Here is a 25,843-nt window from a genome sequence, read left to right on the forward strand (position 1 = left end):
GCGCATTACCTGGTCACATGCCCCGGAGCGCGGCGATCATCTCGGTCGCGATGCCGGGCTCGGGGCGCCGGGCGCCGCGTTCGATCTGCTTCGCGATGTCGACCACCATCCGGTTGACCGGGGCGTCCCTGCCATGGGCGGCGAGGATATCGACGACCAGCCCGTTGACCTCATCGACCTCGGCCCGTCGTCCCTTGCGCCAGTCCTGAAGTGACGTCGTCAGGGTGTCGTCGCGCGAAAACGTGCTCAGCACCTTTTCGAAGATCTGGTCGACGTAGCGCTCGGGGTGGTTGCTCATCACCGGGGGCATGTTGATGATCGGCATGATCGTGGCCCCGTCGGCCAGCGCGGCCTCCATCGCCTCGTACCCGGCCTTGCGCATCACCTCGAGGAAGGCCGGATCGCGCGCCGCATCGTTCAGGGCCGTGTCGATAATGGCCGAGGGGATCAGTTCGGCGGCGTTCACGACCAGCTTCATCCACTTGGCCGACCGGATGTCGTCCACCACCTCGACCGTGCCGGAATGGCGCAGAAGATCCGCCACCGCATGAACGCGCGGCTGCTGTTCGGGATCCAGCGCGCCCATGGCGAACCAGCTTTCGTCGGTGTCGTTCTGGCGCGTCGTGATCCCCGGTTCCCACATGTTCGAGGCGATCTCGATGACCGCGCCGATCGTCCGGTGCGGGCCGACGACGTCCGCGATCTCCTCGTGCGTCATGCCGTTCTGAAGCCCGACGACAAAGCCGTCCTCGGCCAGGACCGGCTTGATCATCTCGGCGGCCCATCTGGTATCATAGGCCTTCACCACCATGAAAACGATGTCGAAAGGCTGCCTGATCTCGGCGATCTCACACAGGTGGAGAGCCTTCACGGGCGTGTGCAGGGACCGGGTCGGCAGGTTCACCGTCAGGCCCTTGGCGCGCATCGCTTCGACATGGGCGGGCCACTGGTCGATGAAGGTCACGTCAAGCCCCGCAAGGGCGAAGTCGGCCGCGATCGAGGCCCCCTGCGCGCCGGTGCCGAGAAAGGCGATACGGGGCGATCCGGAACCGGTCATTGCATGATCATCCCGCCGTCGATCTGCAGGCACTGGCCGGTCATGTAGTCCGAGGCCGGAGACAGCAGGAACCCGACCGTGCCCGCGATATCGCCGGGGGTCGAGGTACGGCCAAGCGGGATCCCGGCGGCAAAGGTCTTCAGCGCCTCACCGGGTTCGGAGGAGGCCCCCATATCCATCAGGTCCCGGTCGAGCGTGGTCCAGAGATCCGTTTCGACGACGCCCGGCGCGAAGGCATTGGCGGTGATCCCGTGCGGGGCAAGGGTGCGGGCCGCAGCCTGCGTCAGGCTGATGACGGCGGCCTTGCTGGCGCAGTAGGGCGCGAAATCGCCAAATCCCGCGCGCCCGGCCATAGAGGCAGTGCTGATGATCTTGCCCCCGGTGCCAGTCGCGATCATGGCCTTCGCGGCCTCCTGAATCCCGATCAACACGCCAAGCCCGTTGACCGTCATGATCTGCGACCAGTTCTCCTCGGTCGTCTCGAGGAAGGGTTGCGGGCGGTTGAAGCCAGCGTTGTTGACGATGCCGTGCAGGTGCCCATGGGCCGCCACGCACGCGTCGATGGCGGCGCGGACCTGCGCCCGGTCGGTGACATCGACCCGGAAGAAGCGCGCCTGTCCGCCCTCGGCCCCGATCGCCTCTGCGGCCTTCTGTCCGGCAGCGTCGTCGATGTCGGCGATCACCACGCCATGGCCTGTCGCTGCCGCATGTCGGGCGATCGCAAAGCCGATGCCCCGGGCCGCGCCGGTGACGACGACCCCTCCCATATCCTCAGTCTGCATCCCCTGCTCCTCCCTCTTTCCGCGTCAGGACAAAATCGTATCTCGACCGCCACAGCGTCTCGCCGTTGGTCACCGGCTCGAAGTCGGCGATCAGTGTCTTCTTGACCCCGAAGACCGCATCCGACGTCAGGTAGTCGTCGCCTGCCACGAAGGTGTGTGTCGTGACGGTCTCGTGGCCGTCTGCGCTGACGATGAAATGCATGTGGGCGGGCCGGTATGGATGACGACCCAGATGCCCCAGCATCTGTCCGACCGGCCCGTCGTCCGGGATCGGGTAGGACACCGGCTTGATCCCGTCGAACCAGTAACGGCCGTCCGGCCCAGTGGTGAATACGCCCCTATTGTTGTGGCGCGGCTGGATGTCGGGCTGCTGGACATCATAGAATCCGTCTTCGCTGTCGCTCCAGACATCGATGCGCGCGCCCTTGATCGGGGTGCCGTCAAGGTCGGTCACCTGCCCTTCGAAGCGGCAGGTTTCGCGCCCGCCCTGCTGGGTGATGTTCGCGCCCATCTCGTATTCCGGCACGCCATCGACGTGGAACGGGCCGAGAACCGTGTTTTCGGTCGCACCCGAGGGCCGCCGGTTGTTGATCGCATCGACCAGCATCGATACGCCCAGCACATCAGAGAGCAGGATGAACTCCTGCCGGTTCCCGTCGCAGATCTGCCCGGTGCGGGTCAGGAAATCGACGGCGACACCCCATTCGTCCTGCGTCAGCTCCACGTCCTTGACGAAGGCATGCAGGTGCCGGACGAGACTGTTCATCACGATCTTCAGCCGCGCGTCGGCCATGTCTGAAACGCGGTCATTGACGGTCTCGACCGAGGCGGCCTCGGTGAAATAGGCGATGTCGGAAGGCTGGGTCATCAGGTCGTCCCCTCTCGGTTCGTGGCGGGCTCAGGTCGTGGCGGGACGCTGGCCGGAATGGGCGCGGCTCAGCAGGGCGAGGATCCCATCACGGGTCACCTCGCGCGGGTTCTCGTAGGGATTCTCGACGGCCATGTCGGCGGCGCGCGTCAGGTCGCCCTGGCGCAGCCCGAGGTCCGACAGCGACAGCGGTCCGCCGATCGATCTGGCAAAGTCGTAAAGACCACCGCCAAGGTCACCGCCAAACAGCGCGGCCGCCGGGGCCAGCCGATCCCCGGCGGCTGCGGCATTGTAGGCGGCGGTGTGCGGGATCAGGATGGCGTGCGTTTCCGCATGGGGCATGTCGAAGCCGCCGCCAAGCGTGTGGCACAGCTTGTGGTGCAGTGACATCGCGACCGCTCCAAGCACGATACCGCACAGCCACGACCCGTAAAGCGCCTCGCCCCTGGCCGCGGGGTCGTCTGGCGCGTCAACGATCTTGGGCAGGGCCGATTTCAGCGCCCGCAGACCCTCGACCGCCATCAACGACGTCACCGGGTTCGCGTCAGGCGCATACAGCGCCTCGACCGCATGCGCCATGGCGTTCAGCCCGCTCGACACGCTCATGGCGACGGGCAGGCCAAGGGTCAGATCGGGGTCGTAGATCACCGTCTCGGGCCGGATCCTGGGGTCGCGGACGGTCGTCTTCCGACCGTTCTCGGTCTGGCCAAGGATGTCCGTCACCTCGGACCCCGCATAGGTCGTCGCGACCACCAGTTGCGGCGCGTCGTTGCGCCAGGCGATGGCCTTGCCCAGTCCGATGGTCGACCCGCCGCCGATGGCGACCACGCAGTCCGCGCCGGTGTCTTCAAACTGCGCCATCGCCGTTTCTGTGACGCTGACGGGTGTATGCATGGCGGCTTCGGTGAAGGTGCCTGCCGCCATGTCGCCAAGCATGTCCGCCAGCCTCTCGGCCTCGGGGGCCTGGAAGTCTGTCGACAGGACCAACGCGCGGCGGCAGCCAAGCCTTGCGATCTCGTCTCCGACGGTGGCCAGCGTACCGGGGCCGAAGACCACGCGGCCGGGGGTCGAGGCATGGATGAATGGTGCAGGCATGGTTCCTCCGGTCGCCTCTGCGGACAGAGGCGGTCATGCTGATAAGATCTGGTTGGCCGTCACTCTTCGCGGCGGCGGCGGGCGGTGGTGTATATCAGCGCCGCGAGAAGGATCAGCAGGCCCTGGAACCCGTACTGATAGCTTTGCGACAGCCCGAGGAAGGAAACGGCGTTCAGCACCTCGGTCAGCAGGATCGCCCCCAGGACCGACCCGATGAAGGTACCACGCCCGCCCAGCAGACTGGTGCCGCCCAACACCACCGCCGTGATGCTGCCAAGCGTATAGTTCACACCCTGCGCCGGGTCGCCCACGCCGATCTGCGCCATCAGCATGACTGCGCCAAGGGCGGTCAGGACGGACACGGCGATGTAGCCCAGGATAAAGGCACGGTCGGTGCGCACGCCGATGCGGCGGGCCGATCCCTCGTTCGACCCGATGGCGCGCAGCTGCCAGCCGGGACGCAGGCGGCGCAGGCCCAGCTCCATCGCGACGGCGAGGCCGATCATGACAAGGAACGCCACCGGCACCGGGCCCATCCGGTAGGTCAGCGTGTCGATTACGTCGAACGAGATGTATCCGCCCGGTCCGTCGCGCAGCACGAAACTCATCCCCTGCAGGCCTATGAACATGGCCAGCGTGGCGGCAATCGGGGTGAAGTTGGCAAACCGGATCAGGAGGCCGTTGATCGCCCCCACAACAACCGCTGCCCCCAGCATCAGCGCGAAGCCAAGTGCCATGGTCGTCGCCGGATTGCCGTCGTTGATGAAGAACGACCCGATGACAACAAGGAATCCGGCAAGGGGGCCGACCGACAGGTCGATCCCGCCCATCAGAAGCGCGATCGTCTGTCCTAGCGCGATGAAGCCAAGCGCGGTTGCAAGGATCAGGATGTTCGAGAGGTTGAAGGCCGACAGGTAGTTTTCGTTCTGCCCGCTGACGAATAGCGCCAGTGCCACGGCGACGATGACGAGCGGCACGATCGTCGCGTTGTCGGTCTGGGCAAAGTGGCGGAACCTGGCTCCGAACCCGGCGGACTGGCGGCAGGTTTCGGCGACCTGATGCGCATGGGTGTCCGCCTCGACGGCGGCGCCGACGATGCGTGCCTCGGTGATATCGTCACCGCGCAGGGTCTGCACGACACGGCCGCGCGACATGACGATGACGATGTCACAAAGCCCCTCAAGCTCGGCAGCATCAGAGGAATTGACGATCACCGGAGTGCCCGCATCCGACACCTCGCGCAGGATGCGATAGATCTCGAACCTTGCACCGACGTCGACGCCCTGCGTCGGTTCGTCGGCGATGATGTAGCCCGGATCGGCCAGCAGCGCACGGGACATGACGATCTTCTGCTGGTTCCCCCCCGAGAGGGACGAGACTTTGGCCTCCAGTCCCGCCGCCTTCACGGCCAGCGCAGAGAAGACCTCGCGCACCTTCTCGTGCTCCTGACGACGGCTCAGGATTCCGCCGGTCGCGTATTTGTCGAGCGAGGCGAAGGTCGCGTTCTCGCGGATGGTCAGTTCGGCGGCAAGGCCCTCCTCGTGACGGTCCGACGGCATGTAGGCGGCCATGTCCTTCAGGTCGCCCGGCGCCAGCCTGCGTCCCGCCAGCGTGATGTCCCCGGTGCAGGGTTGCAGGCCGACGAGGGCGCGCATCAGGTCGGCCTGGCCGTTCCCCTCGACGCCGGCGACACCGATGATCTGGCCGCGCCCGACCTCGAACGAGACGTCCGAGAATTTGCGCCCGCTCAGGCCTGCCACCGCGAAGTTCACCTCTGGATCGGTGGCGTCGCATTTCGGCGGAAAAGCCGAGGCGAGCGTTCGGCCGACAATCATGTCGAGCAGTTCGCTGTTGCTTATCTCGCTCGCCAGCGCGCTGCCACGATGGCGACCGTCACGCAGGACGGTGACGCGGTCGGCGATCTGGCGCAGTTCGGCCAGCCGGTGCGTGATGTAGATGACGGCCGTACCCTGGGCCTTCAGCGTCCTGATACGGTCGAACAGCATGTCGGTCGCATCCTGATCCAGTGCCGCGGTCGGTTCATCCAGGATCAGAACCCGCGGATTGACCGCCAGCGCCTTGGCGAGCTCAAGCAGGTGCTTCTGCGCGATGGTCAGCGTGTCGACGCGCGCGGCCAGGGGCGCGTGCAGGCCGACGTCATCCAGCAGGCGGCGCCCGATCCGGTCGTCGCGGTCCCCCGCGAAGATCGACGCGGGCAGGGCGACCTGAAGGTTTTCAAGCACGGTCATGTCCGGCAGGATCGCCGGATGCTGATAGGAGATCGCGATGCCAAGCGCAGCCGAGGTTTCGGGCGTCAGCGGCATGACGTTGCGACCGTCAAACTCGATCCGGCCGGTGCTGGGCTGCAGCACCCCGGTCAGGATGTTCATCAGGGTGGACTTGCCCGCCCCGTTCTCTCCCAGGATCGCGTGTACTTCGCCTGCGTGGATGTCGACGCTGACGTCGACCAGGGCACGGACGGCGCCGAAGGACTTGGACACGTTGGACAGGCGGACCAAAGGACGTGCAGGTGCCGGTGTGCGAACATCCCGGGCGGTCTGGTCGGGTGCGATATCAGCCAAGGGTATCATCCGTTCGTTTTCCGCAGATCATGGGGGCAGGTCGGTCGCCCGGGCGGCTTTCACCGCCCGGAACCGGGATCTTACTGGCCGACGGCCTTCGCCTGGTCGTCGCCGGACAGTTGCGAGGACAGGTAGATCGCGCCTGGCAGGTCATCGCGGCACTGAACCTCGCTCGGGTCGCCATCGGTCGAGTCTTCGAAGTTGGGCGCCTCGAAGATCTCGGCTTCGGGCGGGGTACCGCCCGTCGCCTCGGCGATGGCCCACTGCACGGCGAGGCGCACGTTGTCGTTGCCGGTCGCCACGGTGAACAGCTTGAAGTCCGGGTTGTCGGCCTGGTTCTCATGCCAGAAGCAGCCCAGAGAATTGCCGTCCGACGTCGCCAGCGCCGGGATCGACCGGTCGAAGTTCTTGAACACCGGCAGCGCACCGACCAGCGAGGGGCCGAAGTCCGACACGATCACGTCGATGTCCTCGTGCTGCGCGATCGCCGCCGAAAGGACCTGCTGCGTCAGGGACGGATCCCAGTTGGTGACCGCAAAGGGGTCGGGGTTCAGGAAGGTGTACTTGTCGTCGAGGATGTTCTTCATCCCCTTCAGCTCGTCCAGGCCCTGGCTGTTGCCGGCGGGGCCGGACAGGAACAGGATGTTGGCGCCGTCGGGGAAGTTCTCCTTGATCCAGGTGCCCCAGCTTTCGCCGTCATAGACAAAGTCCGCACCGATGAAACGGGTGTAGTTCCGGCCCGCTTCGCCGCCGACGTTCACGCGGTAGGGCACGACCACCGATCCCGCACGGTAGGCATTGGTCAGGGCGGGCAGCACGGCCGGGCCCGCGTCGCCGAAGACCACCATCGCGTCCACGCCACGCGCGGCCATGGAGTTGATATCGGAAATCGCCTTCTGGGTGTCCCCCTGGCCATCAGCATAGAAGTACTCGGTGATCGAGGGGCACTTTTCGGCCTCCTGCTTGCCCGAGGCTGTTGTGACCAGCCGCCAGCTGTTGCCGCCGAAACCGTCCAGCAGCGCCAGCGTCGCCTCGTTCGGGCCACACCACGACGGTGTGTCCTGCGCCGTGGCGGCACCGGCCGTCAGGGCCATTCCCAGGCCGAGCGCCGCGACGGCCCCGCCCCCCTTAAGCATCGAAAGTCTCATGGGTTTCCTCCTCCTTAGGACTTTTCGTCTTCATCTTGAAACGGCCCGTCCAGTCGATCGAGTAGACCCCGATCCCGAAGACGAGCGCGAGCGCCTGAACGATGGTCTGAGCCGAGTACGGCACGCCGATCGACAGGGCGAACTGGCTGAGCTGGTTGAGAAAGAAGGCCGCGATCACGACCGAGATCGGAAAGCCACGTCCCCCCAGCAGGGACGTGCCCGCCAGCACCACCACCGCAACCGAAGGCAACAGAAGCGCGTTGCCCTGAAAGGCGGTCGGTTCACGGGTGATGCCCGCGATCAGCACGCCGGCGGTGCAGTACAGCAGCTGCGCCATCATATAGGCCATCGCCTCGTACCGCTTGACCCGCAGGCCCGCGGCACGGGCGGCAACCCGGTTGGCGCCTATCGCCTCGAACCGGCGACCCGCGACGGTTTTCTTCAGCGCAAAGGACACCATGGCCAGGATGACGACCGCGAAAATGACTGAATGCGGGATGCCGAAGGTCTGTCCTCCGGCGATGGCCGCCAGCACCTTGGTCGTGATCCGCGGCACCCCGCCCGAGATCGCGAAGACCGCCGAGTAAAGAAGCGCGTTCATCCCGATCGTCGCCACGATGGCATTCAGACGGAAGTAGGCGATCATGACCCCGTTGAGAAATCCTGCCGCCAGCGCAAAGCCGACTGCGACGACAACGGCCTGAAACAGCATCGCATCGTTGCCGTTCGGCATATGCGTCGCGATCACCACCGCCAGTGAGACCGACCCCGGCACCGACAGGTCGAACCCGCCCTGCTGCACCACCAGCATCTGGCCCAGGCCGACGATCCCGAGGACCGCGGCGAAGGGGAGGCTGCCCATCAGCGACCCCGCCGTGACGGCAGAGGGCGCGAAGAGGGCGCACAGCAGGATCAGCCCGAGGGTTGAGACGACGATGGTTGCAAAGCCCTTGGCCACCGGGATCGAGGACAGTCCGGACGGACCTGCGAAGCCTTGTGGTGTGGTGTCAGCCATCGGTCTCTCCTACCCCCTGCGCTTGCGTTCAGCTGATTTCCAGCGTGACCTTGACGGCCTTGTCCGGCGACTTGCCCAGATCCAACGCGGTCAGCGCATCGTCCAGCCGGTAGCTGTGGGTCTGGATCGGCGACAGGTCGAGTCCGGTGCGTTCCAGGAAGCGGATCGCGGCGGGCCAGACACCGGGCGACCCGATACAGCCCTTCACGTTCAGGTTCTTGATCTGGATCTTGCCCAGATCGACACTGATTTTCTGGCCGATGTTGATCCCGACCATGGAAACGTCGCCCTCTTCGCGAGCATATTCGAACACGTTGGCAAGCGACGACGGATGGCCGGCGCATTCCACGACCAGATCGGCCCCGCCCCCGGTCATCTCGGTGATCGCCTCGACCGGGTCGCCGTCGGTCGGGTCGACCGTCGCATCGGCGCCCAGCTTCATCGCGATGTCGCGGCGCAACGGCACCGGATCGACGACGATCACCCGTGCGCCCATGCCGATGGCGGCCGCAGCCGAGACCAGGCCGATGGTGCCACCGCCCGATATCACGACCGTATCGGCCGCGCAGACACCGCCATGGCGAAGTACCGCATAGTAGCCGCAGGTGAACGGTTCGATCAGCGCACCCTTGGCGTCGTCGACGGCATCGGGCAGCTTGTGCAGCCATTCCGGACGGGCAGCAAAGAATTCGCGATCGGCCCCGTCCATCGAGAAACCGAAGTGGTGGATCCGCTCGGGCGTATTGATGACGCATTCGCCGACAACGCGGTCGCCGGGCGTCAGGCCCTTCACGTTCTTGCCGACCTCGACGACCTCGCCGACCCATTCGTGGCCGGGGGTCACCGGATAGGAGATCGGGATGATGTATTGGCCGGCCAGCAGTTCGTAATCCGAATGACAGATGCCGACGCGACGCGACCGGATCAGCACCTCGTTATCCGTGATGCCGGGCGTCTGGACCTGGGTGACGACGGGCTTGTTCGGTTCATCGAAGATCAGGGCTTTCATCTCAGGCTTCCACTTCTGCGGCGACCGGCTGGGCCACCTTTTCGATTTGGCCGCTGCGGGCCGAGGCAAAGATCGCCTCGAGCAGGGCGATGTTGTTGACCAGGTGTTCGCCGGTGATCGGGTAATCCGCCTGCCCCCGCACGGCGCGGGCGAAGGCCACGAGGTTGTCCTTGACCGGTTCGGCCTTGCCGATCTCCTCTGTTTCAATCGGGCCGCCGGCCATGGCGCGGGTTACGACCCAGCCGTCCGGCGCCTCGACATGCGCCTTGTCGCGGATGTCGATCCAGCCCTTCGAGCCGTAGACCGTGAACCGGGACATGAAAGGGTTGGCCAGCGAGGCCGAGACGTAAGACGTGCCGCCGCCCGTGAACTTCACATAAGCGGCGACCGTGTCACCCTGAGGGAGGTCAGAGGACAGTTGTTCACAGATACACAGCACGCTTTCCGCGCGGCCCAGCAGGCGCACCGACAGGTCCAGCAGGTGGATGCCGGTCGCGGTCATGCCGCCGGCCGGGGCTTCGGTCGCCTTCACGCGCCAGTTGTCGCGGTCGATGGTGACAAATTTGTCGTGGCTGAAGTTGGCCTCTATCTGGTGGATGCGGCCCAGATCTCCGGCGTCGGCCAGCGCCAGCATCTCGGCCACCGGCGGTTCGAACCGGCGTTCGTGGCCCATGCCCAGCACCAGCCCGGCATCCGCACAAAGCGCCACGGACCGAGCGGCTTCCTCGGCCGTCAGGGCCAAGGGCTTCTCGCAGAAGATGTGCTTGCCCGCCGTCACCGCTTCGGCGATCTGACGGGTGTGCATCGAATGCGGCGTCGCCAGCACGACCGCCTCGACCTGCGGGTCGTTCAGCGCATCGGCATAGTCGGTCGACAGGGCCACCCCCTTGGCGGCGCAAAGGTCGCGCACGCCGTCGGCATTCGGTTCGACCGCCCGGACGACGCGGATGTCCCCGGGCGCGGCCTCGAGCACCGAGAGCATCTTCTGCCCCCACCATCCCAGCCCGACGAGGGCGATTTTGACCGGCCCCGACATCAGCGGTTGTCCACGCGCTTGGAGAACGGACGGATCGACACGGTTTTCCACAGGCCGACCTTGGCGAAGGGATCGTTCCGGTTGAAGTCCTCGACCTCGGCCAGGCTGTCGGCTTCCAGCACGAAGCAGCTGCCGATCATCGTTTCCTCGTCATCGGCCAGAAGCGGGCCCGATATGACGGTCTTCACCGGGGCCGATGCCAGATAGGCCTTGTGGTCGTCATAGTTCGCCAGCCGGGTATCGACGGCGCCCTCGTGGTCGAGGCAATGGATCACGTAATGCATCTTGGTCCCCTCCTCAGGCCGGAATGATCTTGCGCGCGCGCAACTCGTCGAAGACATCGGTGAAGCTGTCTCGCGTCGACTGGTAGGCCGTGAAGCCAAGCTTCCGGCTGTTGGTCATGTCGGTGAAACACTCAAGCTCGCGCCCCAGATCGGCATCGCTGTGCCACCACGACGCCAGCCGGTTCACCGGGATGTCCTGCAGGCCGTGCTTCGCGACGATCTCTTTCCAGATGCCGTCGGCGTCCTTCATCTGTTCTTCCAGCGGGGTCGGGTGGCCGGGGTAGTCGGCGACCTCGATCCCGAAGTAGTCGGCGATCTGCTGCCACAGCCAGGTCCAGCGGAAGACGTCACCGTTCGCGGTGTTGAACGGCGTGTTCGCCGCCTCGGGCGTGGTCGCGGCCCAGTGAAACTGCTTGGCCAGCAGGCGGGCATCGGTGACGTCGGTCACGGCGTTGTACTGTTCGGGCGAGCCGGGATAGAGGAACTTCTGCCCGGTGTGCCTGCAGATCGACGCATAGACCGCAAGCGTCACGGCCATGTTCATGTAGTTCCCGACGGTAAAGCCGATCATCGTATGCGGGCGATGCACCGACCAGGTGAACCCGTGCTTCTCGGCCATCTCGAACAGCACGTCTTCCTGCGCATAGTAGAAGTTCGGCCCCGGCAGGCGCGGGCTGCTTTCCAGAAACGGCGTGTAGGGCGTGACCTTGGCGTAATCGTCAAAGGACCCGAGGTAATGCTTGAGCCCCGTGACAAGCGCTGCGTGCTTCACGGGCGCACCGGCGATCCCTTCGAACAGGTTGCGCGCCATCAGGCCGTTGACCCGGACGTTCTCGTCTTCGTTGGCCTGGCGCGCCCAGGTGCAATAAAACACGTGGGTCACGTCCTGCGCGGCTTTCAGCGCCTCGGCGCTGGTGCCCGCATCGGTCAGGTCGGCGGCGATGTGGCGGTCGGACCACTCGAGGTCGACGTCACTGCGCGACACGGTCACCACCGTCCATCCATGGGCCTTGAGTTCGCGCGCCGTGTAGCTACCGGACAATCCGGTGGCCCCTACGATCAGCGCAATATTCTTGTCAGTCATAAGCTTTCGCTTTCGTTGGTTGGGTCAGCTCAGGTCGTGACCATGATTTTCAGATGCTCTCCGGCGGGGTCGAGAAGCGCCTCGAACCCTTTTTCCACGACATCCTCGGCCGCGATCCGCGCGGTGATGACCTTTTCGATCGGAAAGTTGCCTGCGGCGACCATGCGGGCGATGCGCGGCCAGATCTGGGTCGGGTAGCACCAGGTCGCCTCGACCGTGATGTCCTTGAGAGCCCACAGCATGGCATCGATACTGGCGGGCTTCATGTGCAGGCCGACCTGCACCACCCTGCCCTGTCGACGCACCGCGTTGACGCAGGCGTTCAGTGACGCTTCGAGCCCGACGCATTCCAGCGCGACATCGACGCCCACGCCTTCCTCGGTCAGGTCGCCGATGATCTGGTCCAGATCTCCGCCCCTGGGGTCGACGACATGGGCGTAGGGCGCGATGTCCTTGATGATGCGGCGGCGGTTGGGGTTCGGCTCGGAAACGATGATCGTGCTCGCCCCCGCGGCATGCGCCGACAGGACCGTCAGCGCGCCGATCGGCCCGGCCCCCGAGACAAGCACGGTGGACCCCGCGGTCACCCCGCCCCGGTCCACGCCATAAAGCGCGACGGCGGCCGGTTCGATCATCGCGGCCTGTTCGTCCGTGATCCCGTCCGGCACGGGCTGGGCGTTGTAATCCTTGATCACCGCCTTTTCGCCCATGCCGCCCCATGCCCAGCTGAGCCCCACGCAGCCGAGATCGGGCGACAGGTGGTAAAGGCCGCGCTTGCCGTAATAATCGTTGCGGGGCGCCACCAGCGGCTGGATCGAGATGCGGTCCCCCGCCGAGACATCCGACACCGCATCGCCGACCTTCAGCACCCGGGCCGAGAATTCGTGGCCAAGGATCTGCGGGTTGGTGGCGCCGGTGTAGACGTGCGGTTCGGCCGGGGTCACGATCGGTCCGGCGATATACTCATGCAGATCGGTGCCGCAGATGCCCGTGATGATCGGCGCGATCAGCACGTCGTCATGCGCCAGGGTGTCCGTCGGCTCGGCAACCTGTTCGACGCGGATGTCCTTCGCTCCGTGGAAACGTACGGCTTTCAAGTCTGTATCCTCCCTTCCAAACACGTGATCCACCGAACCTGGCCCCTTGGCCGACAGCGGGATCACCACTCTGGTCAGGACGATTCGTAACAAACCGATCCGGATATCGCTGACTAAAAATCTCCGTTTCGGAAAAATTACGCCCGCCCCCTCCGGTTCGGTGACGTAATCTGCCCATGCACGCAGGCGGAGATTTTTCGATGAGCCAGACACGACACGCAACGCAGGACGCCCCCACTGTCGGCTGGATCGGAACCGGCAAGATGGGTGGCCCGATGGCCCGGAACCTCTTGCAGGCCGATATCCCGCTGATGATTTCCGAACCCGTTGCCGCCAGTCGCGACCAGCTGACCGACTTGGGCGCACGGGCGGCCGGGTCGCTTTATGATTTCGCGTCGACGACGATAGTCTTCTCGACACTGCCAAACGATCAGGCCCTGCTTGAGGTCGTGTTGCGGCAGTCCGATCCGCAGACGCCCGGCCTGGCCGATACCCTGCCCGCAGGGGCCGTGCTGGTCGAGATGAGCACGGTGTCCCCGGAGTGTTCGGAATTGGTGGCGTCCCGGCTGAAAACGGCCGGCGTCCGGTATGTCCGCGCGCCCCTGTCGGGCAGTACCGACCTTGCAGCAAAGGCTTCGCTGACCGTCCTGGCCTCGGGTGACCGTTCGGGATGGGACGAGGTGCTGCCCTATCTCGAAAAGCTCTCGGCGCGTCAGTTCTACCTCGGCGAGGGGGAAGAGGCGCGCTATATGAAGTTGGTTTTGAACACGCTGGTCGGGGCGTCTTCGGCGATCCTGTCCGAGGCGCTGTCGATCGGCGCCAGCGGCGGTCTGACCCGGTCGGACATGATGGAGGTGATCTGTGAAAGTGCTGTCGCCTCGCCGCTGCTCAAATACAAACAGGAAACCGTCGTCTCGGGCGATTACGCACCGGCCTTCACGGTATCGCAGATGATCAAGGACTTTACCCTGATCAGCGAAGCCGCGCGTCGCAACAACGTGCCGCTGATGACCACGGGGCTGATCCTCGAGCTTTACAGAAGCGCGTCGAACGCGGGTATGCAGGACGAAGATTTCTTCGCATTGGTGAAATGGCAGGAAAAATTGTCGACAAGGTGAGCGCTGCCGGGCAGCATCCGGATGCGATGCAGCCCCAAGACGCGGAACTGACCAGCCACGAACTTTCCCGGATCGTCGATTTCTTGCGACGGTTGCGGGCGCCGTTCGACCTGCAGATGCCGGGGGCCAAACCTGACGTCTACCTCAACATCACGCTCGAACTGGTTGACGCGCACCTGCGTGTCAGCCCGATCGACAAGTCCGGTCTGATCAGCCTGGCCGACGTGCCCTATTCCACCGGCAACCGCATGATCCAGAAGATGATCGAAGACGGGCTGATCCGGCAGGTGCCGCGCGGCAACGGGCTCAAGACGCACTTCCTCGAACCTTCGGATACGCTTCTGAATTCATTCATGGCCTATGCCAGTCACGTGAAGGGCCACATGGCCAAGACCTTCGGCCTGCGAAAGGGCACGGAGACCTCGGAATACTACTTCGGCGGCAGCTACTTCGCGTCGCAGATCATCTCTCCGGTCCGCGGCGAGGACATCTCGGGCCTGAACCTCAGCGACATCAAGTTCCTGCTGAACGATGACAATTACTTCATCGCGATGCGGAACATGTGGTCGGATTTCCGCAACGACTTCGGCAAACGCAGCAGCTTCGACCTGCAGCGCCTGCCCGACCTTTATGCCAATGCCCGGCGCACCTTCTCGGAACTTGCGCCGCGCTATGACGTGGTCGCGATGAACATGCCGTGGCTGGGTGAATTCGCCGAACGCGGAGAGCTGGCGCCGCTGGATCACCTGCTGTCGGACGCGGCGATCAATCCGCTGGATTTCCATCCTTCGGTCTGGGGCACGGGCAACTGGAAGGGCAGGCAATACGGCATCCCACTTTATTGCACGATCGAGATCCTCGCGGCCCGGAAGGACCTGTTCGAGACCCGCGGCATGGCCTTCCCCCGCACCTTCGACGAGACGATCGCGGCCGCACGGGACTTCCACGACCCCGCGAACGATTTCTACGGCATCGCCTGGAACGGCCAACGCGGGATGCCGATCGCGAATTCCTTCATGTTCTTCCTTGCGGCCTGCCGGACCACGGTCATCGACATGCCCCTGCGCAACCAAGAAAGCTGGAGCTTCGACACCTTCGACGAGCTGAAGCTGCAGATCGACACCGAGGACGCGCTCGAGGTGATCGAATACATGAAGCAACTGGCCGAGGTGTCGCCGCCGGACATCGCGACGATGGATTGGGAACGGCGGATCCATTACTTCATGTCCGGTCAGACCGCCCTTGCCTATTGCTGGACGATGCGTGCCGCAAGGTTCGAACACGAGCTCAGTTCGCGGGTGGCCCGCCGGGTCGCCTACCTGCCGCCGCCATCCCGCCGGATGCGCCGCGTCTCGGCTCCGGTCGGGGGATTCCTGCTGACCATCCCGTCCTACGTGGATCCGGTCCGCCAGAAGCAGATCATCAACGCCATCGCCTGGATGGTTTCACCCGAAGCGATGAAAGAGCACGTCAAGAACGGCTTCCCCGTCGCCCCGCGCTTCTCGGTCTGTGCCGACCCCGAGGCGCTGGCGTCCTCGCCGATCGTCAGCATGGTGGACCGGATGGCCCGCAAGAACGAGCTGGTCACCTGGGCGCGCCCGCCGGTCCCGCAGTTCAACCTGATCGAACGGACCCTTGGCGAAGAAATCCATGACATCGTGTTCAATGGCAAATCAGCGCGGCGCGGGTTGAAGGATGCCGAGAACAGGATCCTTTCGGCGACGCGCGTCTGACCGTCGGGGGTGCGCTCTGCACCCGGGCAGCGAAGACGCGGTTGGCAGACCACCGCTCCAGATGCCTGACGTGCGTTACGCGACCCCCGGCAGTTCCATGTCCAGCAGCACCGACGCGAGGCATTTGCCGTGTGCGTCCAGCGCCAGGGACCGGGTGACGCCGCCCGTCAGCGCGCCCTGGATGACGAAGTTCAGCGCATGCAGCTGCGGCAGCTCGTAGCGGGTGACATTGGCCGCCGGGAAGGTGCCGAAATGGGCGGCGACCCGGTCGGAGGTCAGCAGGTCGCGCAGGGTGTCCCAGTTCGCGGGATCATAGGCGATGACCGAGATGTTCGAGATGTCGCCCTTGTCGCCCGTCCGGCCGTGGGCGATGTCATGCAATCTCATCCTGCACCTCCTCCATCTGGAATGTCGTGGGCACGTCGCGGGCCGGCACGAGGGTCGAGGCGATCGCCAGCACCTCGCGCAGGTGCTTGGTCGCGCCCCCGCCGCCGGCCGGCCCGGTCAGGTAGAGGCCCTCGACCTCCTCTCCGATCCGGCGCGCGGTGTCGATATCGTGGCAGCGCGCGGCATAGCGCATCCGCACCTCGGGGCTCTGCGCCCCCCCTGCCCCGCCGGTCCAGACCGAATTCACGCCGATCAGCTCGGCCCGGCTGTCATCGATCCGGTCTGCCAGTGGTGCCAGTCGCGCCCGCACCAGATCGATCGCCATCTGTCCCCGCGCCACGCAGTTCGCCCCGGCATAGGAGATCTGCCCCTCGCCCAGCCAGCCGTCGCGATACCCGACCGACACCTTGAGCAGCCCCGTCGCCGCTGCCCCCCCGGCGCCCGAGACCGCCACCCGGTCGGGGCCGATCTGGTCGAACTGCACGCCCGAGAAATCGGCGACCACGTCGGGTTGCAGGTATCGGGCGGGGTCGTGGATTTCATAAAGAAGCTGTTCGATGCAGGTCGCCCGCGTGACCTGCCCCCCGGTGCCGGGCAGCTTGGTGATGACGGCGCTGCCGTCTTCGGACACCTCGGCCAGCGGATAGCCGACCTGCGCCAGATCGGGCACGTCCTTGACCCCGGGGTCGGCGAAATAGCCGCCCGTCACCTGCGCCGCGCATTCCAGCAGGTGCCCAATCAGCGTGCCGCGCCCAAGGCGGGTCCAGTCGTCGTGGGCCCAGCCGAATTCGTGCACCAAGGGCGCCAGGAACAGCGTCGGATCCGAGGCACGGCCGCAGATCACCACGTCCGCCCCGGCATCCAGCGCCGCGACCACGCCGCCGATCCCGGTGTAGGCATTGGCCGACACCAGCCGCGATCCAAGCGCCGCCGCCGTCGCGCCGGTTTCATCCAGCACGTAGGTGCCGATCCGGTCCAGCACGTCGTCGCCGGTGACGGCGGCAACCCGCAGGCCGGTGATCCCAAGCTCCTGCGCGATGGCGCGGGTCTTGCGGGCGGCGGCCACCGGGTTGGCGGCGCCCATGTTGGTGATGATCCGCGTGCCGTTGCGCCGACAGGCGGGCAGGACCGCCCGCATCCGCCGATCCAGCAGCGGGTCATATCCGCCCGCCGGGTCTTCGATCCGGGCCTGCTGGGCCAGCGCGATGGTCCGTTCGCCCAGGCATTCGAACACCAGGTAATCCAGCGCCCCGCGTTCGGCCAGATCGATGGCCGGGTCGATCCGGTCGCCCTGAAACCCGGCCCCTGCCCCGATACGCACCATCATGCGACCGCCCTCCGGCCACTGCGGCCCGACAGGTAGAGCCCGATCAGGATCGCCAGCGCGAGGAAGGGGGTGACGGGTTGCGGATAGATCGCCAGCGCGATCACCAGCAGATAGATCGCCACGTCCAGCCCGCGCGACCGGGTCAGCCGCGCCCCGGCCAGCAGCGCCGGCACCGCCAGCACAAGGGCCAGGCCGGCCGCCACGGCCTCGAGGATATCCAGCGGGCCACCGCCCAGCAGCATCCCGGGATACAGCAGCAGCAGGAAGGGCACGATGTAGGTGACCGCGCCCAGGCGCACGGCCTCGCCAGCGGCGGGCAGCCAATTGGTCTTGGCGATGCCCGACCCGACGAAGACCGCCACGCAGACCGGTGGCGTGATCACCGAAATCGTCGCAAAGTAGAAGACGAAGAGATGCGCCGCCAGCGGGTCGATCCCGACCGCCGTCATCGCCGGGGCCAGCACCGCCGCGACCAGCACGTAGGCCGCCGTGGTCGGCAGGCCCATGCCCATGATCAGGCAGACCGCCCCCACGATCAGCGCCACCAGCACCACGGAATCGCCCGCGACCGACACGATCAGCGATGACAGGGTGACCCCGATCCCGGTGAGGTTGATCATCGACACCAGCACCTGCGCGCCGGCCAGCAGCACGCCGATGATGACAAGCCCCTTGCCCGCATCTTCCAGCCCGTCCAGCAGCTTGGCCGCCATCTGGCGCACGTTCAGGCGCCCGGCTTCGGTGGCGACAAAGGCGATCAGCAGCCCGACGATGCCGTAGAAGGCCGAGGTCGCGATGGACCGTCCCAGCCATATGCCCAGCCCCAGCCCACCAAGGGCCGCGAGGATCGGCAGGACCCGGCGCGGGGCAAGGATGGTCGACCAGACCGGCATCTCGGCCTCGGGCACGACGGCCAGCCCGCGCCGCAGCGCGACGAAATGCACCGTCATGAAGGCCGACAGGTAGAACATGACGGCGGGCAGGATCGCGCCCACGATGATGGTGACGTAGGACACGCCCAGGATTTCCGCCATGACGAAGGCCGCGGCCCCCATGATCGGCGGCGCGATCTGGCCGCCGGTCGACGCCACGGCCTCGACCGCTGCCGCGAAGGGGCGCGGATAGCCCAGGCGGATCATCATCGGGATGGTGAAGTTGCCCGTCGTGGCCACGTTCGCCACGGCCGAGCCCGAGATCATCCCGAAGAGCCCCGAGGCGATGGTGGCGATCTTGGCCGCACCGCCCGGCTGACGCCCACCAAGCCGCATGGCCAGGTCCATGAAGGCCTGCCCGCCGCCGGTGTGCAGCAGCAGCGCCCCGAACAGCACGAAGGCGGCGATCACCGTGGCGGCGACGCCGGTCAGCATGCCCCAGATGCCCAGGTCACCCAGAAAGATCGTTTCGGTCACGAAGGCGGTGTCAAAGCCCCGGTGGCGCAGCGGCCCCGGCAGCAGGTTGCCGAACAGCGCATAGCCCAGCCCGGTCATCACGAGGATCGGGAAGATGAGGCCGACGGTCCGCCGCCCCAGTTCCAGCACCGACACCACCAGCCCGGCGGTCAGCGCCATGTCCAGCGTCGTGGCCCAGGGCAGCGTGGTCATGATCTTGTCGTAGTTCACCACGACGTAAAGGCAGGCCGCCACCGACACGGCGCTGAGGCCCAGGTCGATGGCCAGCCCGACCGGGCGCCAGGGTTTCCCGGCGCCCAGGGGATAGAGCGCGAAGCCGAGGCAGGAGACGAGCGCGAGGAAAAGCGCCCTTTGGATCAGCCCCTCGAAGGGGCCAGTCGCTGCCGTGTAGAGGACGAAAAGTCCGACGACGATCGCCAGCCCTCTCTGAACGCGCTCTGCTGTCATCTGCCTGCCCTTACTCGGCCGGTTTCAGTTTCGCGGGCAGGTCGATGCCCTGCTCTTCGAACCAGCGCGCCGCACCGGGATGCAGCGGGATGGTCCCGAACTGCAGGGTGATGTCGGCCAGGCTCGCCCCTTTCAGGCTGGCCATGGCATTGGCCTGCGCCTCGGTATCTTCCATGACCGCCTTGACGATCTGATAGGCCGTTTCCTCGTCCATCGACGAAGGCGCGCCGACACCGACGCCGAAGCTCCAGGTGGTATAGGCCGGAACACCGGTGGCCGCGCCTTCGGGAATGTCCACGACCGAGATGTCGGGCATCTTGGCCCGCAGCGTGTCGGCCTGTTCGGCGCTCAGCCCCAGGATCGCGATGTCGGTCGAGGTCGCGATATCCATGGTCGACCCGTCAAGCTTGTTGCCCGCGCCGGATTTGACATAGCCCGCAAGGCGGTTGTCCTTGATCATGTCGACGACGTCGGTGGTCGATCCGCGCACGTAATCGGCGGTCAGGCCAAGCGTGGTGAAGACCGCTTCGGTGGTGGCCTCGGTGGCCGATCCCTTGATGCCCGGGTTGAACCGCACACCGTCCAGCCCGGCCAGGTCCGTCACGCCGGCATCCGCCCGCATGACCACGTTCTGCGGCGCCCCGGTATAGACCCAAAGCAGCGTCAGATCCTGCGCGTTGCCGTCGAATTCGTTGGTGCCTGCGGCCGCGTGCTGCGCCACGTTGGTGGTCACCAGGCCCAGGTCGACCTGGTTGCGTGACATGCGGCGGATGTTGTCCATCGTCGCGCCGGTTTCCACGACCGAGGCCCGGACGCCTTCGGCATTGTCGTTGATCAGCTGGCCGACCGCGACGAAATAGCCGTAATGGCTGGACGAGGCCGATGTGGACCCGATCAGCAGGTCCTTGTCCTGTGCCGCCAGCGGACCGGCAAGCAGGGTTGCGCCCAACAGGGCGTGAACGAGATGTTTCATGGATGTCCTCCCTTATACCCCGCAATGCGGGCTGCTGCATCATTGTTCAGGATGGCTGTTGCGTTAAGTGCAATGTTGTCGATAATTATTGCATGATTAGCAATAGTCCAACCCTGGCCGACTTCCGGCTGGTCCAGACCCTTCTGACGCTCGGGTCCTTCCGGGCCGCCGCCGACGAACTGGCCATGTCCCCCTCGGCGCTGTCACGGCAGCTTGCCGCGCTCGAGGCGCGTCTGGGTACCCGGTTTTTCGATCGCGACACGCGCAACGTGGCGCCCACGGCCTCGGGCATCGCCTTTGGTCGGCTGGCCGAGCGGATGCTCAACACGGCCGAAGACGTGATGGCCGAGTTTGACGCCCACATGTCGGCCAGCCACGGGCGGTTGACCATCGCGGGTCTGCCCTCGGTCACCGCCGGCCTGCTGCCGGGGCTGCTGGCCAGCTTTGCCGACGAACACCCGGACATCGACCTGCGGATCATCGACGCGCTCTCGGGCAGCGTCATCGAGGCGATCGAGACCGGGCGGGCGGACATCGGGTTCACCGCCGGCACGATCTCGGCCCGGTTGCGCCTGGCGTTCCAGCCGCTGATGGACGACCACTTCGTCGCCGTCGGCGCGCCCGGCGGACCGCTGGCCGAAGACCGACCCTATGGCCTGGCCGAACTGGTGCGGATGCCGGTCATCGCGATGGAGGCCGGCACCAGCGTGCGCGAACTGCTGGACGGGGCCTGCCTGCGCATCGGCTCGCCGCTCAGCCCCCGGTTCGAGGTCGCGCATCTGGCCACGGCCGGCGCGCTGGTGGCCGGCGGGCTGGGCGTGTCGATGCTGCCCACGCTGACCCTGCCGGTGCTGCCGATGGATCGCCTGGTGCAGCGCCCCATCCCCGATTTCGGGGCCAAGCGGCGCATCGGCCTTGTCCGCCAGTCCGGGCGATCCCTGTCGCCCGCCGCCGTGGCCTTCCTGGACCACGTCAGCCGCCATCTGCCCACCCTGCGCGCCTGAAACCGACCCATTCAGTCCCGCGACCCGATCCACAATTGCGCAAAGGCGTGGTTGTGAATTGGCAATCGCGATTGCCACAAAAACGGTCCAATTCGCCGTCAGGTGAAAGGGGAATAAACTTAAAGTTGCAAACCAAAGCAACAATACCACGTATCGAGGCACAATTGGGATGATCGCAGAGATCCTATATAAATTCACCGAAACCGCACCGAACTATGTTCTGGCGGCGGGCGCGATTTGCGGACTGACCGCCGGCACGCTGGTCCTGCTGATGCGGCATTCCGACAAGACGACCAAGGTCCAACGGGCCTATGGCGCCTTCTGGATCGCGGTGATTGCCGGTGTCGGGGTCTGGACGACGCATTTCGTCGCGATGATCGGTTTTCGGCCCGATGCGTCGCTTTATTACGATCTGCGAATGACCCTGTTTTCCATCCTGGTCGGCATTCTCTTCATCGGTCTGCCGCTGGCCGCCAGCGAATTTTTCCGGGGCTGGAAGAACAGCCGCCTTCTGGGCTGCGTCGCCGGCCTGGGCGTCACCGCCATGCACCTGACGGGAATGAGCGCGCTGGAAAACTGCCTGCCGACCTTCAGCCCGACCATGATGGGCGTTGCGGTCACCATTTCGATGGTCTTCTTCGCCTGGGCACTGAAACAGTCGCGTCGCACGGTCAGCGGCCTGATCAAGAAGGCGATCGGGATTTCGGGCGGTGTCTGCGGGCTTCATTTCACCGCCATGGCCAGCGTCACCCTGACCGAGATCGAACACCAGGCCGGAGGCCTTGGCGCAAACAGCCTGTCGATCCTCGTGGTGGTGATCGCCCTGTCGGTCTTCGCGATCACCTTCATTGGCACGCTGAACCACCGCCGCCGGCTGGTGCACCAGCTGATGACGCACGACGAAAGCTTCCCGCCCGCGCAGCGCATCGTGCGCACCCTGCGGTCCTGACCCCAGACTGATCCCCGACCGGCGCCCGGTTACCCCAGGGGGACCGGGCGCTGTTCCTCGATCGCCTCCATCGCGAAATACGATGTGACGGTTTCCAGATCGACCTTCGAGATCAGGCGCTTGTAGACACCGTCATAACTGGCCATGTCGCGCACCACGATCTTGAGCAGATAGTCGTATTCGCCGCCGATCCGGAAGAAATCGATCACCTCGGGGATGGCCGAGACGTGACGGCGGAAGGTATCCAGCCAATCGGCCGAATGGTGGCGCGTCTTGACCATGGCAAAGACGACCAGACCCGCGCCCAGCTTTTCGCGATCCAGCACGACGGTCCGGCCACGAATGACCCCGCCGGCCTCAAGCGCCTTCAGCCGCCGCCAGGCCGCGTTCTGCGACAGCCCCACCCGGTCGGCAAGGTCGCGCTGCGACTGGCCCGAATCCCGTTGAAGTTCGGACAGGATGCGGTAGTCGATTTGATCCAATTTCTGATCCATGATCGTTCATATGAACGAAAATGCAGGATCCAACAACAACATTGAGTGATTATCCTCGCACCTGATGTGTCATTTTTGGCGAAACCTCAGCAAAGGATGCCGCCAGTGTCGCCTCTTGACCGTTTCGCCGCCAGCCTCACCGACGCCCCGACCCGCAACATCGCCCGCGGCCTGATCGGAGAGGACGCGGTGGTCGACAGCCCCTTCGGACCCAAGCCCCTGATCTATGCTGATTACGTCGCCTCGGGCCGCGCGCTGATGCAGGTCGAGGAGTTCATGCTGCGCGAGGTCCTGCCCTACTATGCCAACACCCACACGCAGGCCTCTTTCTGCGGCGAATACATGACCCGCCTGCGCGAAGCCGCCCGAGCGCAGGTCGCGCGGCTGACCGGGGCCGACGCCACCTGCAGCGTGATCTTCGCCGGGGCCGGATCGACCGCCGGGATCAACCGGATCGTCGGACTTCTGGATATCGCCGGGGCGGTTGCGCGGGGCGATCGGGTCGTCGTGCTGACGGGGCCCTACGAACATCATTCCAACATCCTGCCCTGGCGCGAAACCGGCGCCGCCGTGGTCGAGATCCCCGAGGCCCCCGGGGGCGGTGTCGACCTGCGGGCGCTGGCGCAGGCCCTTGCGGCCGAACAGGGGGCGGACATGATCGTCGGCACGTTCTCGGCCGCCTCGAACGTCACCGGCATCCTGGCCAATGTCGACGCGATCACGCGGATGCTGAAGGCGCATGGCGCGCTGGCGATCTGGGACTACGGCTGCGCCGGCCCCTATTGCGCGATGGACATGAAGCCCGGCACCGATGTGGCCAAGGACGCCATCGTCTTTTCCGCGCACAAGTTCCCCGGCGGCCCCGGCGCGTCGGGCGTGGCCGTGCTGCGCACCGACATCGCGCGGCGCCGCACCCCCACCCTGCCCGGCGGCGGCACCGTGTCCTTCGTGTCGCCCTGGGATCATGCCTATGCGACCAGCCTGTCGGCCCGAGAAGAAGGCGGCACCCCAAATGTCACCGGCGACATCCGCGTGGCGCTGGCGATGCTGGTGAAAGAGGCGCTAGGCCAGACCTGGCTTGCCGATCGGCAGACGGCGCTGCGGGCGCGGGCCCTGTCGGTCTGGCGCCGGAACCCCCACCTTCAACTGCTTGGCGAACTGGAGGCCCCTGCCCTGCCGATCTTCTCGTTCCGGGTGCGGGACGGCCATGGCGGCATGATCCACCACCAGCTCTTCACCCGGATGCTCAGCGATCATCACGGCATCCAGGCGCGCGGCGGCTGCGCCTGCGCCGGACCGTATGCGCACCGGCTTCTCGGGCTCGACCGGGCCGGGTCGCAGGCCACCTATGCGGCTCTGATGCAGGGCAAAGAGACGGAAAAACCGGGCTGGGTGCGGCTCAACCTCTCGGCCCTGATGAGCGACGAGAAGGTCGATACGATCATCGCCGCCGTCGATGACCTGGCCCGCAGGGCCGACGGTCTGATGCGCCCCTATTCCGTCGATCCGGCGACCGCCCGGTTCCGGGCAGAACCCATGACGACCCCGGCCTGAACCCCGCGCGAAGGTCCGGTCCGGCCGATTCCCTCCGGGCATTCGCGAATCCCCGAGAGGGGCGAAAGGTTTCGCTTTCCTTAATTTTTCCGCGAAGGATGACCTGGGGCACTGTTGCGCGGGCGATCCCGTGCACGGCGGCCCCGAGGCGGTATTCCACAGAATTATCCACAGGAAAACAGAGGCCTACGGTCCTTCAGCGCAGACCACCCTGCCCCACCACAAGATATAGACCCGACCGCCAGATGACGCTGCGGCCAGATTCCGTTTGCGCGAAGGTCCAGAAGATCGCTATAGAAACGATAAAAATGAGCATGGCGCAAAACAGCGTTACCAAGCGGGACAGTGCAGGGGGATGGCCTTCCGACCCCTGAGCCGTAACAGGTGAACTATGGGCGAGAATTCGATCCTTATCAACGAACGCGTCCGCATCAATGCGGAGAACCTCGCCGCGGCGCTTGAAAACCACATGACCACGGCCTTCGCCCCGGATGCCCGCAAGGAACTACGGCTGTTTTCGGCTGGCGAAGCGGCCGAGCTTCTCGGGATCTCGGCCTCGTTCCTGCGCAAGCTGCATTTCGAGAACAAGATCGCCGATGTGCACACCACCACGGGCGGGCGCCGCTATTACAGCGCGACCGACCTGTCGAACATCCGCCACCACCTGGACGGGGCGGCCAAAGTTCAGGGCACCTATCTGCGGGGTCGCAGGCCCGGCGACAAGGTACAGGTCCTGTCCTTCCTGAACTTCAAGGGCGGCTCGGGCAAGACGACCAGCACGATCCACACCGCGCAGCGACTTGCCCTCAAGGGCTATCGCATCCTGTGTGTCGATATCGACCCGCAAGCGTCTCTAACCACCTTGTTCGGCTACCGTCCCGAGGTCGATTTCCTTGATACCGGGACGATCTATGACGCCATCGCCTATGACGATCCGGTCGCGATGTCGCAGATCATCACGCCGACCTTCTTCCACGGCATCGACCTGGCCCCCGCCGGGCTGATGCTGCAGGAATTCGAACATGAAACGCCCCGCGCGCTGATGGACAACATCCAGCCCGCCTTCTTCGCCCGCATCTCGGCCGCGCTGGCCGAGGTCGAGGAAAACTATGACCTGATCCTCTTCGATTGCCCGCCGCAACTGGGCTATCTGACCATGGCGGCGCTTTGTGCCTCGACGGGGTTGTTCATCACGGTCGTGCCCAACATGCTCGACGTGGCGTCGATGTCGCAGTTCCTGCAGATGAGCGCGGATCTTCTGGATGTCGTCCACAACGCCGGGGCGACGATGGATTACGATTTCCTGCGGTTCCTCATCAACCGGATGGAGCCGAACGACGGCCCGCAGCAACAGGTGGTCGCCTTCCTGCGCAACCTCTTCGGCAGGGAGG

23 protein-coding genes are annotated in these 25,843 nt (G+C 65.5%); 6 read left to right on the top strand and 17 right to left on the bottom strand.

What is annotated here, in order from left to right; all coding sequences use genetic code 11:
• Positions 1 to 13: 13 nt before the first annotated feature.
• The 12 genes from E4S58_RS17400 to E4S58_RS17455 all read right to left on the bottom strand — a co-directional run bounded on the left by E4S58_RS17400 (position 14) and on the right by E4S58_RS17455 (position 13,057).
• Entirely contained in the window at positions 14 to 1,057 is a 1,044-nt protein-coding gene (locus tag E4S58_RS17400; RefSeq protein WP_136637736.1) for a ketopantoate reductase family protein, read from the bottom strand.
• Complete coding sequence (locus E4S58_RS17405) at positions 1,054 to 1,839, bottom strand: SDR family NAD(P)-dependent oxidoreductase (RefSeq protein WP_136637737.1); 786 nt, start codon at positions 1,837 to 1,839, stop codon at positions 1,054 to 1,056. The genes E4S58_RS17400 and E4S58_RS17405 overlap by 4 nt, the downstream gene beginning before the upstream one ends.
• Entirely contained in the window at positions 1,829 to 2,707 is an 879-nt protein-coding gene (locus tag E4S58_RS17410; protein WP_136637738.1) for an intradiol ring-cleavage dioxygenase, read from the bottom strand. The genes E4S58_RS17405 and E4S58_RS17410 overlap by 11 nt, the downstream gene beginning before the upstream one ends.
• Positions 2,708 to 2,737: 30 nt before the next feature.
• Entirely contained in the window at positions 2,738 to 3,802 is a 1,065-nt protein-coding gene (locus E4S58_RS17415; RefSeq protein WP_136637739.1) for a maleylacetate reductase, read from the bottom strand.
• 59 nt (positions 3,803 to 3,861) lie between these two features.
• A complete protein-coding gene (locus E4S58_RS17420) occupies positions 3,862 to 6,384 on the bottom strand; it encodes an ATP-binding cassette domain-containing protein (RefSeq protein WP_205965417.1) in 2,523 nt (840 codons plus the stop codon).
• Between the two features lie 80 nt (positions 6,385 to 6,464).
• Positions 6,465 to 7,532 (bottom strand): substrate-binding domain-containing protein, encoded by a 1,068-nt coding sequence (locus E4S58_RS17425; RefSeq protein ID WP_136637741.1) that lies wholly within the window; start codon positions 7,530 to 7,532, stop codon positions 6,465 to 6,467.
• Positions 7,513 to 8,547, bottom strand: coding sequence for an ABC transporter permease (locus E4S58_RS17430; RefSeq protein WP_205965418.1), 1,035 nt, complete (start codon positions 8,545 to 8,547; stop codon positions 7,513 to 7,515). Before E4S58_RS17430 ends, E4S58_RS17425 begins: the two co-directional genes overlap by 20 nt.
• A gap of 28 nt (positions 8,548 to 8,575) precedes the next feature.
• Positions 8,576 to 9,556, bottom strand: coding sequence for a zinc-dependent alcohol dehydrogenase (locus tag E4S58_RS17435; RefSeq protein ID WP_136637742.1), 981 nt, complete (start codon positions 9,554 to 9,556; stop codon positions 8,576 to 8,578).
• Position 9,557: 1 nt separating this feature from the next.
• Positions 9,558 to 10,592 carry a Gfo/Idh/MocA family protein gene (locus E4S58_RS17440; RefSeq protein ID WP_136637743.1) on the bottom strand — a complete coding sequence of 345 codons (1,035 nt, stop codon included), beginning with the start codon at positions 10,590 to 10,592 and terminating at the stop codon, positions 9,558 to 9,560.
• Positions 10,592 to 10,876: a YciI family protein gene (locus tag E4S58_RS17445; protein ID WP_136637744.1), complete on the bottom strand. Its 285-nt coding sequence runs from the start codon at positions 10,874 to 10,876 to the stop codon at positions 10,592 to 10,594. The genes E4S58_RS17440 and E4S58_RS17445 overlap by 1 nt, the downstream gene beginning before the upstream one ends.
• Before the next feature lie 13 nt (positions 10,877 to 10,889).
• On the bottom strand, positions 10,890 to 11,960 hold the full coding sequence (locus E4S58_RS17450; protein ID WP_136637745.1) for an SDR family oxidoreductase: 1,071 nt from the start codon (positions 11,958 to 11,960) through the stop codon (positions 10,890 to 10,892).
• Positions 11,961 to 11,989: 29 nt separating this feature from the next.
• Entirely contained in the window at positions 11,990 to 13,057 is a 1,068-nt protein-coding gene (locus tag E4S58_RS17455) for a 2,3-butanediol dehydrogenase (protein ID WP_136637746.1), read from the bottom strand.
• Between the two features lie 200 nt (positions 13,058 to 13,257).
• On the opposite strand from E4S58_RS17455, the gene E4S58_RS17460 reads away from it, so the two are divergent.
• Positions 13,258 to 14,175 (top strand): NAD(P)-dependent oxidoreductase, encoded by a 918-nt coding sequence (locus E4S58_RS17460; RefSeq protein WP_169052723.1) that lies wholly within the window; start codon positions 13,258 to 13,260, stop codon positions 14,173 to 14,175.
• Complete coding sequence (locus E4S58_RS17465; RefSeq protein WP_136637748.1) at positions 14,148 to 15,908, top strand: extracellular solute-binding protein; 1,761 nt, start codon at positions 14,148 to 14,150, stop codon at positions 15,906 to 15,908. The genes E4S58_RS17460 and E4S58_RS17465 overlap by 28 nt, the downstream gene beginning before the upstream one ends.
• 75 nt (positions 15,909 to 15,983) lie before the next feature.
• Here E4S58_RS17465 and E4S58_RS17470 read toward each other — a convergent pair whose 3' ends face one another.
• From E4S58_RS17470 to E4S58_RS17485, 4 genes are read right to left on the bottom strand one after another with little or no spacing between them, the layout of a single operon-like run.
• Positions 15,984 to 16,295 carry an AtuA-related protein gene (locus tag E4S58_RS17470; protein WP_136637749.1) on the bottom strand — a complete coding sequence of 104 codons (312 nt, stop codon included), beginning with the start codon at positions 16,293 to 16,295 and terminating at the stop codon, positions 15,984 to 15,986.
• On the bottom strand, positions 16,282 to 17,622 hold the full coding sequence (locus E4S58_RS17475; RefSeq protein WP_136637750.1) for an acyclic terpene utilization AtuA family protein: 1,341 nt from the start codon (positions 17,620 to 17,622) through the stop codon (positions 16,282 to 16,284). The genes E4S58_RS17470 and E4S58_RS17475 overlap by 14 nt, the downstream gene beginning before the upstream one ends.
• Positions 17,619 to 19,478, bottom strand: a complete 1,860-nt coding sequence (locus E4S58_RS17480) for a TRAP transporter permease (protein ID WP_136637751.1) — start codon at positions 19,476 to 19,478, stop codon at positions 17,619 to 17,621. The genes E4S58_RS17475 and E4S58_RS17480 overlap by 4 nt, the downstream gene beginning before the upstream one ends.
• A 10-nt stretch (positions 19,479 to 19,488) precedes the next feature.
• A complete protein-coding gene (locus E4S58_RS17485) occupies positions 19,489 to 20,451 on the bottom strand; it encodes a TAXI family TRAP transporter solute-binding subunit (protein ID WP_136637752.1) in 963 nt (320 codons plus the stop codon).
• A gap of 92 nt (positions 20,452 to 20,543) precedes the next feature.
• Between E4S58_RS17485 and E4S58_RS17490 the strand changes: the two genes are divergently transcribed.
• Positions 20,544 to 21,455 (top strand): LysR family transcriptional regulator, encoded by a 912-nt coding sequence (locus E4S58_RS17490; protein ID WP_205965419.1) that lies wholly within the window; start codon positions 20,544 to 20,546, stop codon positions 21,453 to 21,455.
• Between the two features lie 169 nt (positions 21,456 to 21,624).
• Positions 21,625 to 22,404 carry an MHYT domain-containing protein gene (locus E4S58_RS17495; RefSeq protein ID WP_136637754.1) on the top strand — a complete coding sequence of 260 codons (780 nt, stop codon included), beginning with the start codon at positions 21,625 to 21,627 and terminating at the stop codon, positions 22,402 to 22,404.
• A gap of 29 nt (positions 22,405 to 22,433) precedes the next feature.
• Here the strand turns inward: E4S58_RS17495 and E4S58_RS17500 are convergent, their stop codons facing one another.
• Positions 22,434 to 22,898: an Lrp/AsnC family transcriptional regulator gene (locus E4S58_RS17500; protein ID WP_136637755.1), complete on the bottom strand. Its 465-nt coding sequence runs from the start codon at positions 22,896 to 22,898 to the stop codon at positions 22,434 to 22,436.
• 96 nt (positions 22,899 to 22,994) lie between these two features.
• On the opposite strand from E4S58_RS17500, the gene E4S58_RS17505 reads away from it, so the two are divergent.
• Positions 22,995 to 24,452 carry an aminotransferase class V-fold PLP-dependent enzyme gene (locus tag E4S58_RS17505; protein ID WP_169052725.1) on the top strand — a complete coding sequence of 486 codons (1,458 nt, stop codon included), beginning with the start codon at positions 22,995 to 22,997 and terminating at the stop codon, positions 24,450 to 24,452.
• A 391-nt stretch (positions 24,453 to 24,843) separates the two neighbouring features.
• The coding region (repA, locus tag E4S58_RS17510) for a plasmid partitioning protein RepA (RefSeq protein ID WP_136637757.1) at positions 24,844 to 25,843 on the top strand (1,000 nt) is incomplete at its 3' end.

The sequence above is a fragment of the Pseudooceanicola onchidii genome, assembly GCF_004959925.1.
Classification (GTDB): Bacteria; Pseudomonadota; Alphaproteobacteria; order Rhodobacterales; family Rhodobacteraceae; genus Pseudooceanicola; species Pseudooceanicola onchidii.